Here is a 14,746-nt window from a genome sequence, read left to right as displayed (position 1 = left end):
ATGGAATGAAAGAGCAGGATGTTTGTGAGGTTAGCTGTGTGGACTCGGTAAAAACAAGTCGCGTTAAACAGCATATTGAAAACCGTACAATTCTGGATGTAACGACAATTTTTAAAGCATTATCAGATGAAACAAGAATGAAAATTGCCTATGCGCTTACATTGGAAAATGAATTATGTGTCTGCGATGTGGCCAATATCGTCGGAGCGACAACGGCAACTGCCTCACACCATCTTAGGCATTTAAAAAGCTTGGGCCTGGCAAAGTACCGCAAAGTTGGCAAGCTCGTTTATTATTCCCTGGACGACGATCATGTAAAACAATTAATCCACATCGCATTTGCCCATCAGGAAGAGGTGACTGAACGTGGTTGAGACCATTGAAAAAAATGTTTACCGGATTCAAGGCTTGTCCTGAACGAGCTGTGCTGCTAAGTTCGAAAAGAACGTACAACACCTGGATGGTGTTGTTGATGCAAGAATCAATTTTGGTGCTGCAAAGCTAACAGTCTATGGAAAAGCCGCAATCGAAGATATAGAAGAAGCCGGTTCATTTGATAAAATAACGATTCTCCCTGAAAAAGATAAACAAATGCCTGTTCCAAAAGCTCCGTTCTGGAAGCGTTATGCCCTGTTGATGCTATCCTTTTTATTTTTGACGGCCGGCTATCTTTTTTCAGAAAATCTCCTATTCGCGGCAGCCATATTAATAGGAGGTTTCCCGCTTTTTAAAACCGGCTTAAAAAATTTACTCCATTTTGATTTTGACATGAAAACGCTGATGACAATTGCGGTCATTGGTGCTTCCGCCCTTGGTGAATGGCGGGAGGGCTCTGTGGTTGTCCTTCTGTTTGCCATTAGCGAAGTGCTTGAAGGTTATTCAATGGACAAAGCGAGGGCTTCGATTCGTTCTTTAATGAATATGGCTCCAAATGAGGCACTAATCCTGCGAAATGGCAACGAAATCACGCTTAAAGCAGAAGACATTGAAGTAGGAGACATCATGCTGGTCAAGCCGGGTCAGATGATTGCCATGGATGGTGTCATCATCGAGGGATCCTCCACGGTTAATCAAGCGGCGATTACCGGAGAATCGGTACCGGTTGAGAAGTATAGCCACGATGAAGTCTTTGCGGGAACGTTAAATGAACAAGGATTTTTAAAAGTAAGGGTAACGAAATTGAGCGAAGATACAACCATTTCAAAAATCATTCATCTAGTGGAAGAAGCGCAAGCAGAAAAAGCTCCATCTCAGCGCTTTGTCGATCAATTTGCAAAGTATTATACCCCCGTGATTATCGCGATTGCCGTGTTTGTAGCCATAATTCCGCCGCTCTTTTTCGCAGCCGGCTGGAAGGAGTGGGTCTATCAAGGACTTGCCGTTTTAGTGGTCGGGTGTCCGTGTGCACTTGTCATATCCACTCCTGTTTCCATCGTAACCGCAATCGGGAATGCTGCTCGAAATGGCGTCCTCATTAAAGGGGGCCAATTTTTAGAAGTGGCCGGGGCGCTAAAAGCCATTGCTTTTGACAAAACCGGAACCTTAACAATGGGAATTCCTGTCGTCACAGATTTCGTAAGTTTTTGTAAAAAGGAACCTAGTGAGCTCCTCGCGATTATCGCTGCCCTTGAAAGCAAGTCCCAGCACCCGCTCGCAGCGGCCATCATCAAAAAAGCGGAAGGTACAGCCTTTCGGGAACTCGAGGTTGATCAATTTACTTCCATAACTGGCAAGGGCATTATCGGCCGGGTGAACGGAACAGAATATCGGATTGGAAATGTAAAACTATTTGAGGAACTGCCCTCCGAAATACTGGAGCGAATTATCAATCTGCAAAATTCTGGCAAAACAGTGATGATTGCCGGGGACGAACAGGAGATTCTTGCACTAATCGCTGTGGCGGATGAAGTTCGAAAAAGCAGCCGGGCTGTGATCGAGAGGCTCCACCAGCTGGGAATCAAAGAAACCATTGTGCTGACAGGCGATAATCGATCAACAGCTGAAGCGATTGGCCGTCATGCAGGAATAAAGAAGGTGGCGGCTGAACTCCTGCCGGAAGATAAGCTTGCCTATATTCAAAGCTTAAAAAATCAGTTTGGACCTGTTGCCATGGTGGGCGATGGAGTTAATGATGCACCGGCTCTGGCCACCGCAGCCGTTGGAATTGCGATGGGCGGAGCAGGGACCGATGCCGCGCTTGAAACAGCTGATATTGCTTTAATGAATGACGATTTAACAAAGCTTCCTTTTACGATCAAATTAAGCCGAAAAACCTTACAAATTATTAAGCAGAATATTTCTTTCTCACTTGCGATTAAACTGTTGGCACTCTTATTGGTGGTTCCCGGCTGGCTGACATTGTGGATTGCGATTTTTGCAGATATGGGGACTACGCTGCTTGTCACATTAAACGGGCTGAGGCTTTTAAAAGTAAAAGAATAGATAGACAGGTTCGGAAAAAACTATAGAGAAACAAATGGGTGCTTTCCTTCATATAGTAAATGTAAGCACTTTGGGGAGGGGAAACATGGGACACCATCATCATGGGCATTCTCACAGTCACCACCATCACGGCCCCGTCAATTATGGGTTTGCTTTTGCCGTCGGGATTATATTGAATATCATTTTTATCATAATTGAAGTCATATATGGCATGATTGGCGACTCACTTGCATTGCTCGCTGATGCCGGCCATAACTTAAGTGACGTACTCGGACTGGTCATTGCTTGGATTGCGGTGTGGTTAGGAAAAAAAGCCCCGTCTTCTAAAAGAACCTATGGGTTTAAAAAAAGCTCGATCCTTGCCGCTCTGTTTAATGCCGTATTCTTACTTGTAGCGATTGGTGCCATTGCTTGGGAAGCAATTCAACGATTTTCTGCTCCTGCTCCTGTTGCCGGGAAGACCGTCATTATTGTCGCTCTTATTGGAATTGTGATCAATACCATTACAGCATTGCTATTTATGTCAGGCCGAAAAAACGATTTAAATATACGCGGTGCCTATTTACACATGCTGGCTGACGCGGTCGTATCAGTTGGTGTTGTCATTTCAGGTTTTATTATGGTCTGGTCAGGCTGGGAGTGGGTGGATCCGCTTGTAAGCTTGGTGATTGCCATCGTTATCTTTATCGGTACGTGGAGTTTATTAAGTGAATCCCTAAATTTATCGCTTGATGCCGTTCCCAATGGAATTGACATCCATAAAATAACGAGTTATTTGAAAAATATTCCTACAGTGATTGAAGTACATGACTTGCATGTTTGGGGAATGAGCACGACGGAGCCGGCCTTAACCGTCCACCTTGTCCGTTCAGATATAACAGATAATGATCAATTGCTGCAGCAATTGAATAAGGAACTACATGACCTATTTGGAATTGAACATACTACCATCCAAATCGAAAAGGGAACCTTTCATTGTTCCCAAGCCCCGGTGGATGCAATATAGTTGATGAAAGAACCGCCCTTGATTTAAATCTGGGCGGTTTTTGATTTTTCAAGCCTCCATATCATTTTTTTGTTGCAATTTTGTGAATATATTTTTAAAATTAATGAGAATTCAATGAATGAGGTGAACCCATTGGTAATTGAATATTTATCCGCCCTTATAATGCCAGGTTTACTCGTTTTGTTGTTTACACGGGTCACCTACAATCGGATCATCGGCCTTGTTTTAACTGTTGCCCTCATCGCGGCGTCTGCTTATAAAGGGTACACGAACACAATTTCGCTCATTATTGTCGATGCTTTCTCGTTAACAGGAGGCTTTTGGCTTGCAGTAAAAATGAAACCAAGAATCATGAAAAAGACTAATTGAACTTACAGCATAAATGGAGGCTGTCCCAAAAGGGTCTGACCCCTCCCTCAACTCTCAATATATAGTCGCTTTTAAGATATGTTCAGCTATATTTTGACGTTGTGGGGTCTGACCCTTTGTTTTGGGACAGTCTCTTTCTGTTTTAATAACAAAAAACGAATATTCGTTCGCATATTATTGGTTTGATTTTGGTGAAATGTGATAGAATGATAATATGAATTTTAGGAGAAACAACACTTCAATTCGGGAGGAAGAGTAGTGAAGGACCAATTTGAATTAGTTTCAAAGTACTCACCACAGGGGGATCAGCCCGAAGCGATTCGCCAATTAGTTGATGGAATCCAGCAAAACAAGCGATATCAAACGCTGCTTGGGGCAACGGGGACAGGTAAGACCTTTACGGTATCCAACGTAATTAAAGAAGTGAACAAACCAACACTCGTTATTGCCCATAATAAAACGTTGGCTGGACAGCTCTATAGCGAATTCAAAGATTTCTTTCCAAACAATGCAGTTGAATATTTCGTTAGTTATTATGATTACTTTCAACCTGAAGCATATGTCCCGCAAACCGATACGTTTATTGAAAAAGATGCCAGCATTAACGATGAAATTGATAAGTTGCGCCATTCGGCAACCTCCTCGTTATTCGAACGCAAAGATGTCATCGTGATCGCCAGTGTCTCCTGTATTTATGGTCTCGGTTCACCGGAAGAATATCGCGAGATGGTGTTATCTATCCGAACCGGAATGGAAATTGAACGGAATCAGCTTCTCCATCGTTTAGTGGATATCCAATATGAACGCAATGATATTGATTTTAAGCGTGGAACGTTTCGCGTTCGCGGTGATGTGGTCGAGATTTTCCCAGTTTCCCGCGATGAGCACTGTATGCGTGTTGAATTTTTTGGCGATGAAGTTGATCGGATTCGCGAGGTCGATGCACTTACTGGAGAAATTATCGGTGAGCGCGAACATGTCGCCATCTTTCCGGCATCCCACTTCGTAACCAGAGAAGAAAAGCTGCGAATCGCCATTGAAAATATTGAAAAAGAGCTTGAGGAACGGCTTGCGGTTCTTCGAGAGCAAAATAAATTACTCGAAGCACAAAGACTTGAGCAGAGGACCCGCTACGACCTTGAAATGATGCGGGAAATGGGATTCTGCTCAGGAATTGAAAATTACTCCCGTCATTTAACGTTAAGAGAGGCCGGTTCAACCCCTTATACATTGCTTGATTATTTTCCAAAGGATTTTCTGATGGTCATCGATGAATCTCATGTGACGGTTCCGCAGGTAAGGGGAATGTTCAACGGGGACAAAGCACGGAAGGAAGTGCTTGTTGAGCATGGCTTCCGCTTGCCGTCAGCTCTTGATAACAGACCTTTAATGTTTGATGAGTTTGAGGAGCATATTTCCAATATCATATTTGTCTCTGCTACCCCTGGACCATACGAGATCGAGCATACGCCAAAAATGATTGAGCAAATTATCCGCCCGACCGGATTGCTCGATCCTCCGATCGATGTCCGGCCAATTGAAGGACAAATAGATGACTTAATTGGAGAGATTCAAGAACGGGTCAAGCGAAATGAACGGGTGCTCGTTACGACATTGACGAAAAAAATGTCCGAGGACTTAACCGATTATCTGAAAGAAATTGGGATTAAGGTTCAGTACCTTCATTCAGAGGTCAAAACCTTGGAACGAATTGAAATTATTCGGGAACTCCGCCTTGGGAAATATGATGTTCTTGTCGGAATCAATTTGCTTCGTGAAGGTCTTGATATTCCGGAAGTATCGCTTGTCACGATTCTCGATGCGGATAAAGAAGGCTTCCTCCGCTCGGAACGCTCATTAATTCAAACGATTGGCCGTGCCGCCCGTAACGCAAATGGACAGGTGATCATGTACGCTGATCGAATCACAAATTCGATGGAAATGGCGATCAGCGAAACGAAACGGCGCCGTGCCATCCAGGAAGAATATAATCAGAAGCATGGCATAACACCGCAAACGATTCAAAAGGAAATTCGCGATGTCATCCGTGCGACACATGCGGCAGAAGAGCAGGAGGATTACAAACCAGCTGCATCGTTCGCGAAGATGTCGAAGAAGGAAAAAGAGCGCTTGATTGCCGATATGGAAAAAGAGATGAAGGTAGAGGCCAAGGCGCTTAATTTTGAGCGGGCTGCCGAGCTTCGTGATTTAATTTTAGAATTGAAAGCGGAAGGATAACATTAACCATGGCAATGGAAAAACTTGTTGTAAAAGGAGCCAGAGCTCATAATTTAAAGAATATAGATGTCACCATACCTAGAGATAAGCTTGTTGTTTTGACTGGACTATCCGGGTCCGGGAAATCCTCGCTTGCATTTGATACGATTTATGCGGAAGGCCAGCGGCGCTATGTGGAATCGTTATCTGCATACGCCCGGCAATTCCTCGGTCAAATGGACAAACCCGATGTGGATGCCATTGAGGGTCTATCACCGGCGATTTCCATTGATCAAAAAACAACCAGCCGGAATCCCCGTTCAACCGTGGGAACGGTCACGGAAATTTATGATTATCTAAGATTACTATTTGCGAGAGTGGGGCATCCCACATGCCCGATTCACGAGATTGAAATCTCCTCCCAAACGATCGAACAGATGGTCGACCGAATATTGGAATATCCGGAACGCACCAAAATGCAGATTCTTGCCCCGATGGTTTCAGGAAGAAAAGGAACTCATGCCAAGGTCTTTGAAGATATTAAAAAGCAGGGATTTGTCCGTGTGCGTGTCGATGGGGAAATGCGCGACCTTGGGGATGAAATCGAATTGGAGAAAAATAAAAAGCATTCCATCGAGGTCGTCGTTGACCGGATTGTTGTCAAGGAAGGTATTTCGGCAAGGATTGCTGATTCACTTGAAACCGCATTAGGGCTTGGCGGCGGCAAAGTGATTGTCGACGTGATCGGGGAAGAAGAGCTGCTGTTCAGTGAAAACCATGCCTGTCCTCATTGCGGTTTTTCCATTGGGGAGCTGGAGCCAAGGATGTTCTCGTTTAACAGTCCTTTCGGCGCCTGTCCGGAATGTGACGGGCTCGGCTCAAAGCTTGAGGTCGATTTAGACCTTGTCATTCCCAATAAAGATTTGACACTGAAAGAGCATGCCATTGCTCCATGGGAGCCGACGAGCTCTCAATACTATCCACAGCTTCTTGAGGCCGTTTGCAATCATTACGGTGTGGATATGAATATTCCTGTGAAGGACATTTCGGAACACCTGCTTGAAAAAGTATTATATGGTTCAAAGAAAGAAAAAATTTATTTCCGCTATGAGAATGATTTTGGACAAATCCGCGAGGGGAATATTGAATTTGAAGGTGTTCTCAGGAATGTGGAGCGACGGTATAAGGAGACGAGCTCAGATTATATTCGGGAGCAAATGGAAAAATACATGGGACAGCAGCCCTGCCCGGCCTGTAAGGGATATCGTTTGAAGCCGGAAACATTAGCTGTATTGATTTCTGGTCACCATATTGCGGAGATCACCGATCTATCCATTCAAGAAGCACATCAGTTTTTTGATGATCTACATTTATCTGAAAAAGAAATGCAAATCGCCAAGCTGATTTTCCGCGAAATAAAAGAGCGCCTTGGTTTTTTAATCAATGTTGGTCTCGATTATTTAACACTGAGCCGTACAGCGGGAACTCTTTCCGGGGGCGAGGCCCAGCGGATCCGGTTGGCTACGCAAATCGGTTCTCGATTAACCGGGGTTTTATATATATTGGATGAACCTTCCATTGGACTTCATCAACGTGATAATGACCGCTTAATCGGAACCCTTCAAAGCATGCGTGATATCGGGAATACGCTCATTGTGGTAGAACATGATGAAGATACGATGCTCGCTGCCGATTATTTAATTGATATCGGGCCGGGAGCAGGAATACACGGCGGTGAAATTATTTCAGCGGGAACACCTGAAGAGGTGATGGCAGATCCAAACTCACTAACAGGTCAATATTTAGCCGGCAAGAAATTTATTCCGCTGCCGATTGAACGCCGTAAATCGGATGGCCGCTATATTGAAATAAAAGGCGCCACTGAAAATAATTTGAAGAATGTCAATGTGAAAATTCCACTCGGCATGTTCATTGCTGTAACCGGTGTATCGGGATCGGGAAAGAGTACGCTGATTAACGAAATCCTTCACAAGTCGCTGGCGCAAAAGCTGCACCATGCGAAAACGAAGGCAGGAGAACATAAAAGTATTAAGGGAATTGAATATTTAGAAAAAGTCATCGATATTGACCAATCGCCAATCGGCAGAACACCAAGGTCGAACCCGGCAACCTATACCGGAGTGTTCGATGATGTTCGCGATGTGTTTGCGGCAACCAATGAAGCGAAAGTACGCGGATATAAAAAAGGCCGCTTCAGCTTTAATGTCAAGGGCGGACGATGTGAGGCCTGCCGTGGGGACGGGATTATTAAAATTGAAATGCACTTTTTACCGGATGTCTATGTCCCATGCGAGGTCTGTCACGGAAAACGCTATAACCGGGAAACGCTTGAAGTGAAATACAAAGGAAAAACTATCTCCGATATTTTAGATATGACCGTAGAAGCGGCGGTAGAGTTTTTCGAAAACATTCCAAAAATCAGCCGCAAGCTGCAAACTATTTTAGATGTCGGCCTTGGCTATATCACATTAGGGCAGCCGGCTACAACTCTTTCCGGTGGAGAAGCTCAGCGCGTGAAGCTTGCTTCTGAACTGCACCGCCGCTCAACAGGCCGTTCGTTCTACATTTTAGATGAGCCGACAACCGGCCTCCATGTTGATGATATTTCCAGACTTTTAGTTGTGCTCCAGCGGCTGGTTGAAAATGGCGACACGGTGCTGGTGATTGAGCACAATCTGGATGTCATTAAAGCGGCCGATTATTTAATCGACTTAGGTCCTGAAGGCGGCGACAAAGGCGGGACGATCGTCGCAACCGGAACGCCTGAAAAGGTCGCGGAGGTCCCGGCCTCCTATACCGGCAAATACTTAAAGCCGATTCTCGAGCGCGACCGGCTGCGCATGAAAAAACAAATTGAAGAGAAAGAAATGATGGCCAAGAGCTAAAACTACGTGTTTTAGTTCTTTTTTTTGAAACTTTCTTTGAAGGAAATCGTAATAATTGGAAACGAGTAGGCGAATTTGTCAGAGTCAGCCTTGGATTTCGAACATTAAAGTTTTTAGGGCAGAATAAGATTAATAGAAAATATTTTGATTCTGAGGTGGAAAAGATGAACGAGGAAAAAAAACGGATATTAAAAATGGTCGAGGAAGGAAAGCTGACAGTGGATGCTGCGTTAGCATTGCTTGAAGAGCTCGAAAAGGCTCAGCAGACAATGGAGCAAAAGCAGGAACAAATGGTTCACGAACTTTCAACAGCCGTTAAATTCGAGGAAGCGGGCAAGGATGACTCTTCACAAGGAAAATTCCAATCAACGAAGGAGAAAATATTCGAATTTGTTGATTCAGCTTTGAAAAAAATTAAAGACATTGACCTGGATTTGAACTTTGGCCATTCCGTTGAAATTTCGCATATTTTTCATCATGGTGATGTTCATTTAAAGGATATGGATATTGATGTAGCCAATGGATCGGTAAAAATTGCAGCCTGGGATCAGAACGATGTGCGGGTGGAATGTCAGGCCAAGGTCTATCGTGTCGACTCCCAGGATCAAGCCAGACAAAACTTTTTAAGGGATGTCACATTTGCTGTCGAAGGGCAGAAGCTGAAATTTACCACCCAGCAAAAATGGATGAAGGTTGATGCGGTAGTTTATGTACCGAAATCACAATATGAGAGAGTCCGCATCCGACTTTTTAATGGTTCGATAGCAGGTGAAGACTTGAATGTGGAGGATTTTCGCGTAAAAACCGCTAATGGAAAAATAAATCTGGAGCGGGTGAACGGCAAAAGGGCGGAAATTGAAACAGCAAACGGGTCTATTAAGCTAACCAGCAGCATCATTGATGATTTAGAGGCTGAAACAATTTACGGGGCAATTAAACTGGATGGGAATTTTAGAAAGATGGATACCCAGACGTTTAGTGGAAATGTGACCTATAATCTTAGCGGCAATCGCAGCGAGTTGATTAGCGCGAAAGCCGTAACAGGGACCGTTGATATCTTTGTTCCGGAAGGCATCCCGGTTAATGGGGAGTTGAAAACCAATCTTGGCGGCTTTAACGTGAAGCTGGAAGGAATTCAAATTCTCGAGGAGAAAAGCGAAATGATTCAAAAATTGCTTCGTTTTCAATCAGTCAACCATCCGGACCGGCTGCTCAAGGTTTTCGTCGATACGAAAACTGGATCGATCACGATTCATAAATCAGATGGGGTCATCCCTTTTAAATAGGTGGTAATTGAAATATGAAATGGCTGCTGGGGATTCTTATTAATGCTGTCTTGTTTATGGCACTTGCCGGATATTTTAACGGAAGCTTTCACCTCAACGGGTTTACAGCGGCATTGGAAGCGAGCTTCCTGTTATCCATCCTCAATATTTTAGTGCGTCCAATTTTAATTTTGTTAACATTGCCGGCAACTATTTTAACCTTGGGCCTTTTTATCTTTGTCATTAATGCGGTTACTCTCGAAATAACTGATGCCTTGATGGGTTCGGCTTTTGAGATTACTGGCTTTGGGATGGCCCTATTGGTAGTGGTCATCATGTCAATTGTTAACCTGATCATACAAAAAACCATTTTTGAACCATCAAAGAGGAATAAAAAATAGCGCAGAATCCTGCGCTATTTTTTTTCAACAATAAAGGCAATAACGCCGTGTTTTCTTAATTTTTCCACAAGGTCTTCTGCATTTTTTCGTTCAGCAAAGGCCCCAGCTTGTACCTTAAATAATTGATCTTCCGTAAAGAGAAACGAACTAAAACCTGCTGCTTCCAGTTGTTTAACAATAGCGTCTGCATTACTTTTTTCGGAAAATGCCCCCGCCTGTACCTTATAGATTCCTGTCGTATTCTTTGGCGGCTCCGGCTTTTTCTCTAAATGGTATTGCTCAGCAATTCCCTGGACAATGGCTTTCGCGTATATTTTTTGATAGGCTTCTGTTACCATTAATGCTTTTTCATGATGATTGGTGTAAAATCCGCATTCTGTCAGAACTGCGGTCATATGTGTTTCTCTAAGTACATGAAAATCAGCTGTCTTCACGCCGCGGTCTCTAAGACCAGTTAGCTGGACCAAATGCTTTTGAATTCTCCCTGCAAGTTCATAGGCTTCCTTCGGCTTTGTCGGATACACGAAGGTTTCGATTCCATTGGCATCGTTCCAGCCTGTCCCATACGCATTGGCGTGAATGGATACATAAGCATCTACTTTTAGCCGATTCGCTGCATCTGTCCTTTCCTGCAGTGGAACATCTCGTTCGTCGGAATGGGCAAAATAAATCGTTACATGTTCATAGTCGAGCAATAATTCTTTTGCAAAGGCAGCGACTTTTCGGGTAAATTCATATTCCCGCATCCCATCGGGGCTCCGCTTTCCCTCAGTGGAATACCCGTGGCCGGCATCAATCATAATTTTCACATGATTCCTCCTTCCTATTTTAAAATTCATTATTATAATATGAAGTTAGCTGGAAAAAGGACAGGGTCTTCTGGAGCCAGATAAATTGATTATTTTGAACAACGAACATAAAAAATGCTAAAATAAGAGGAAATGTTTATTGATCACTCATTATTCATTATAGAATGCTTTTCTGATAAGGAGGAAGCTTTTTGGCGAAGGTACGAACGAAGGATATTTTAGAAAAATTTAATCTTGAGTTAGTTAGCGGTGAAGAAGGCATTAACCGGCCGATTACGACGAGTGATATTTCTCGGCCTGGAATTGAGATGGCTGGATATTTTGAGTTTTATCCGGCAGAACGAATCCAGCTTCTAGGGAAAACCGAGCTGTCTTTTTTTGCAGAGCTGCCTGAACATGAAAAAGTTTCAAGAATGGAACAGCTATGCAGTGATATTACTCCAGCCATTATCGTGACAAGAGATTTAGAGGTTCCGGTTCAGTTAATTGAAGCCTCTGAGCGGGAGAGTGTACCGGTCCTACGAGCGAGTATGAAAACCACTCGTTTTTCCGGACATCTAACGAATTTTTTAGAGAGTAAACTGGCACCGACAACGGCTGTTCATGGTGTTTTGGTCGATGTATATGGAATTGGTGTTTTAATTACGGGTAAAAGCGGGGTCGGTAAAAGTGAGACCGCGCTAGAATTGGTGAAACGGGGCCATCGCCTTGTTGCTGATGACTGCGTTGAAATCCGGCAGGAGGACCGTGACACGTTGGTGGGGACTTCACCGGAATTGATTGAGCATTTACTAGAGATCCGTGGTTTAGGGATTATCAATGTGATGACACTGTTTGGAGCAGGTGCCGTCCGGAGCAATAAACGTATCACGCTTGTTATTAACTTAGAAATATGGGATTCTAAAAAGCAATATGACCGTCTTGGTTTGGATGAAGAGAAAATGAAAATTATCGATGCAGAAATCACCAAGCTGACCATTCCGGTTCGTCCTGGTCGTAACATTGCCGTCATTATTGAGGTGGCTGCCATGAACTACAGGCTGAAAAGGATGGGGGTTAATGCTGCCCAGCAATTTACGGAACGCCTTTCTGAGGTCATTGATGAAGGGGAGCAATAAGAATTTAAGGAGACAAGAAGATGACAGGAACAATTAAGCCGCTTAATCCGATTGCCTTTACACTGGGACCCATTCAAGTGCACTGGTATGGGATCATCATTGGCTCTGGTTTGGCGCTCGCCCTCTTTTTAGCGATAAGGGAGGGGAACCGCCGCGGATTAGCGAAGGATACATTTGCTGATTTAATGATATGGGCTATCCCAATTGCCATTATATCAGCCCGAATTTATTATGTCCTTTTTGAGTGGAAGTACTATGTAAACCATCCGAATGAAATTCCGCAAATTTGGCACGGCGGGATTGCCATCCATGGGGCCTTGATCGGGTCGGTTATCACGACGTATGTTTTTGCCAAAAAACGGGGAATTTCCTTTTGGAAAATTACAGACATTGCTGCCCCAAGCATTATTCTAGGACAAGCGATAGGTCGCTGGGGAAATTTCATGAACCAGGAGGCTCATGGGGGAGAAGTAACCAGGGCATTTCTTGAACATTTACATTTGCCAACGTTCATAATCAATCAAATGTATATTGATGGACATTACTATCACCCAACCTTCTTATATGAGTCAGTTTGGGATTTTACCGGGTTCGTCCTCTTAATGCTGCTTCGCCGTGTGAATCTGCGCCGCGGTGAATTATTCCTATCCTATGTTATTTGGTATTCAATCGGCCGTTATTTCATAGAAGGAATGCGAACCGACAGTTTAATGCTGACATCAAGCCTAAGAATGGCGCAAATGATTTCCATTGTTTTAGTCATAGTCGCGGTAGCGATTCTTATTTTTCGAAGAAAAAAAGGTCTTTCGGATGTTAGGTATAAGGACGAAACGAATCAAGAATTAGCATAAATGGGGGCCCATAAATGGGGCCTGTCCCCCGCTGGTTTAACGCGTTAATCTATCGGGGGACAGGCCCCTTAAAAGGAAGGATGCAACACATGAACAACAAAATTACCACCATTCTATTTGATTTGGATGGAACTTTAATTGATACGAATGAATTGATTATCACCACCTATTTGCACACGCTTGAAAAATATTATCCAAGCCAATATCAGCGCGAGGATGTCCTCCCGTTTATCGGGCCATCGCTTCATGAAGTTTTTTCAAAAATGGACCCGGACCGGGTCGAAGAGATGATCCTGGAATACCGTACTTATAATCTTGCTAACCACGATTTGCTCACAAAGGAATTTCCAGGCGTCCTTGAAACAGTTCAGAGTCTAAAGGAGAAAGGCTATAAGCTTGGAATTGTTACAACCAAGATGCATGGAACGGTTTTAAAGGGTCTTCGTTTAATGAAACTCGAAAAGTATTTTGATTGTATTGTGGCACTCGATCATGTCAAGAATGCTAAGCCTGATCCGGAACCAATTTTAAAAGCGTTGGAACAATTGAATTCCACTCCGGAGGAAGCCATTATGGTGGGCGATAATTATCATGATGTTCTTGCCGGAAAAAATGCCGGAACGAAAACAGCCGGCGTAGCCTGGACGATTAAAGGCAGAGAGTACCTGGCCAAATATGAACCGGATTTTATGCTCGAACACATGGCTGACCTATTAACCATTCTCGGAGAGTGAGTATATGAGAAAAACGTCCCGGCACCCGGTTGAAGGGGCAAATTCCTTATGGCATGTCTACAAGACAGTGCCGTTTTGGAAGGTTATGAAAAATTTCATAGTCATTCAGCTGGCCCGCTATACTCCAATTTTGGTTCTGAAAAATTGGCTGTACCGCACCTTTCTCGGGGTCAAGGTTGGCGAGCAAACCTCCTTTGGCCTTATGGTCATGCTTGATATCATGTTTCCGGAAAAAATCAGTGTCGGCCGCAATACGGTGATTGGCTATAACACCACGATTCTCGCACATGAATATTTAATTAAGGAATATCGACTCGGCCCTGTTGAAATTGGCAGTGAAGTCATGATTGGGGCGAATTCGACAATTCTACCCGGGGTCCACATTGGCGATGGTGCCATCGTTTCGGCCGGTACCCTCGTCCACAAGGATGTTCCCGCCGGCACATTTGTTGGCGGCAACCCGATGAGGGTTATTTACTCGAAAGAAGAGCTGGAAAAACGCTGGGCTGACGACCCGATATATGGATTAGAAAGATAAAGTCTGGTGAGGATACCAGGCTTTTTTTGTTGGCATTGAAAATCGATATGGCCTAAAGAAGTATTTCGCTGAATAAATCCGAAAATCAGC

At 43.9% G+C, this 14,746-nt stretch carries 13 protein-coding genes; 12 read left to right on the top strand and 1 reads right to left on the bottom strand.

Features of this window, described 5'->3' with window-relative positions; translation table 11 throughout:
• Positions 1-5 precede the first annotated feature (5 nt).
• The 8 genes from ACZ5XR_RS23500 to ACZ5XR_RS23465 all read left to right on the top strand — a co-directional run bounded on the left by ACZ5XR_RS23500 (position 6) and on the right by ACZ5XR_RS23465 (position 10,606).
• On the top strand, positions 6-374 hold the full coding sequence (locus ACZ5XR_RS23500; RefSeq protein WP_464498894.1) for an ArsR/SmtB family transcription factor: 369 nt from the start codon (positions 6-8) through the stop codon (positions 372-374).
• Entirely contained in the window at positions 361-2,442 is a 2,082-nt protein-coding gene (locus ACZ5XR_RS23495) for a heavy metal translocating P-type ATPase (RefSeq protein WP_464502417.1), read from the top strand. The genes ACZ5XR_RS23500 and ACZ5XR_RS23495 overlap by 14 nt, the downstream gene beginning before the upstream one ends.
• An 85-nt stretch (positions 2,443-2,527) precedes the next feature.
• A complete protein-coding gene (locus tag ACZ5XR_RS23490) occupies positions 2,528-3,448 on the top strand; it encodes a cation diffusion facilitator family transporter (RefSeq protein WP_464498893.1) in 921 nt (306 codons plus the stop codon).
• A gap of 132 nt (positions 3,449-3,580) precedes the next feature.
• Positions 3,581-3,817, top strand: coding sequence for a CsbA family protein (locus ACZ5XR_RS23485; RefSeq protein WP_464498892.1), 237 nt, complete (start codon positions 3,581-3,583; stop codon positions 3,815-3,817).
• A 258-nt stretch (positions 3,818-4,075) separates the two neighbouring features.
• Positions 4,076-6,055: an excinuclease ABC subunit UvrB gene (gene uvrB, locus ACZ5XR_RS23480; RefSeq protein WP_464498891.1), complete on the top strand. Its 1,980-nt coding sequence runs from the start codon at positions 4,076-4,078 to the stop codon at positions 6,053-6,055.
• A gap of 8 nt (positions 6,056-6,063) precedes the next feature.
• The gene (gene uvrA / locus ACZ5XR_RS23475; RefSeq protein WP_464498890.1) at positions 6,064-8,940 is read left to right on the top strand and encodes an excinuclease ABC subunit UvrA; all 2,877 of its coding nucleotides are present in this window, start codon (positions 6,064-6,066) and stop codon (positions 8,938-8,940) included.
• Positions 8,941-9,104: 164 nt separating this feature from the next.
• Complete coding sequence (locus tag ACZ5XR_RS23470; protein WP_464498889.1) at positions 9,105-10,226, top strand: DUF4097 family beta strand repeat-containing protein; 1,122 nt, start codon at positions 9,105-9,107, stop codon at positions 10,224-10,226.
• Between the two features lie 14 nt (positions 10,227-10,240).
• On the top strand, positions 10,241-10,606 hold the full coding sequence (locus ACZ5XR_RS23465; protein ID WP_464498888.1) for a phage holin family protein: 366 nt from the start codon (positions 10,241-10,243) through the stop codon (positions 10,604-10,606).
• Positions 10,607-10,620: 14 nt separating this feature from the next.
• Here ACZ5XR_RS23465 and ACZ5XR_RS23460 read toward each other — a convergent pair whose 3' ends face one another.
• Positions 10,621-11,406 carry an N-acetylmuramoyl-L-alanine amidase gene (locus ACZ5XR_RS23460; protein ID WP_464502416.1) on the bottom strand — a complete coding sequence of 262 codons (786 nt, stop codon included), beginning with the start codon at positions 11,404-11,406 and terminating at the stop codon, positions 10,621-10,623.
• Positions 11,407-11,606: 200 nt separating this feature from the next.
• Here ACZ5XR_RS23460 and hprK point away from each other — a divergent pair, with 200 nt between their 5' ends.
• From hprK to ACZ5XR_RS23440, 4 genes are all read left to right on the top strand, one after another.
• Entirely contained in the window at positions 11,607-12,533 is a 927-nt protein-coding gene (gene hprK / locus ACZ5XR_RS23455; RefSeq protein WP_464498887.1) for an HPr(Ser) kinase/phosphatase, read from the top strand.
• A gap of 20 nt (positions 12,534-12,553) precedes the next feature.
• Complete coding sequence (gene lgt / locus ACZ5XR_RS23450) at positions 12,554-13,384, top strand: prolipoprotein diacylglyceryl transferase (RefSeq protein ID WP_464498886.1); 831 nt, start codon at positions 12,554-12,556, stop codon at positions 13,382-13,384.
• A gap of 89 nt (positions 13,385-13,473) precedes the next feature.
• Positions 13,474-14,118 carry a pyrophosphatase PpaX gene (gene ppaX / locus ACZ5XR_RS23445; protein WP_464498885.1) on the top strand — a complete coding sequence of 215 codons (645 nt, stop codon included), beginning with the start codon at positions 13,474-13,476 and terminating at the stop codon, positions 14,116-14,118.
• Positions 14,119-14,122: 4 nt separating this feature from the next.
• Positions 14,123-14,656, top strand: a complete 534-nt coding sequence (locus ACZ5XR_RS23440) for an acyltransferase (protein WP_464498884.1) — start codon at positions 14,123-14,125, stop codon at positions 14,654-14,656.
• The last annotated feature ends 90 nt before the right edge of the window (positions 14,657-14,746 follow it).

It is taken from the genome of Neobacillus sp. Fa239 (assembly GCF_055395235.1).
Note: the sequence above shows the minus strand (reverse complement) of the source record. Positions and strands in the feature narration are given on the sequence as shown.

Coding starts and splice junctions, on each gene's coding strand:
- ACZ5XR_RS23500 (WP_464498894.1), top strand. CDS start 6: ATGAAAGAGCAGGATGTTTGTGAGGTTAGCTGTGTGGACTCGGTAAAA.
- lgt (WP_464498886.1), top strand. CDS start 12,554: ATGACAGGAACAATTAAGCCGCTTAATCCGATTGCCTTTACACTGGGA.
- ppaX (WP_464498885.1), top strand. CDS start 13,474: ATGAACAACAAAATTACCACCATTCTATTTGATTTGGATGGAACTTTA.
- ACZ5XR_RS23440 (WP_464498884.1), top strand. CDS start 14,123: ATGAGAAAAACGTCCCGGCACCCGGTTGAAGGGGCAAATTCCTTATGG.
- ACZ5XR_RS23490 (WP_464498893.1), top strand. CDS start 2,528: ATGGGACACCATCATCATGGGCATTCTCACAGTCACCACCATCACGGC.
- ACZ5XR_RS23465 (WP_464498888.1), top strand. CDS start 10,241: ATGAAATGGCTGCTGGGGATTCTTATTAATGCTGTCTTGTTTATGGCA.
- ACZ5XR_RS23460 (WP_464502416.1), bottom strand. CDS start 11,406: ATGATTGATGCCGGCCACGGGTATTCCACTGAGGGAAAGCGGAGCCCC.
- ACZ5XR_RS23470 (WP_464498889.1), top strand. CDS start 9,105: ATGAACGAGGAAAAAAAACGGATATTAAAAATGGTCGAGGAAGGAAAG.
- uvrA (WP_464498890.1), top strand. CDS start 6,064: ATGGCAATGGAAAAACTTGTTGTAAAAGGAGCCAGAGCTCATAATTTA.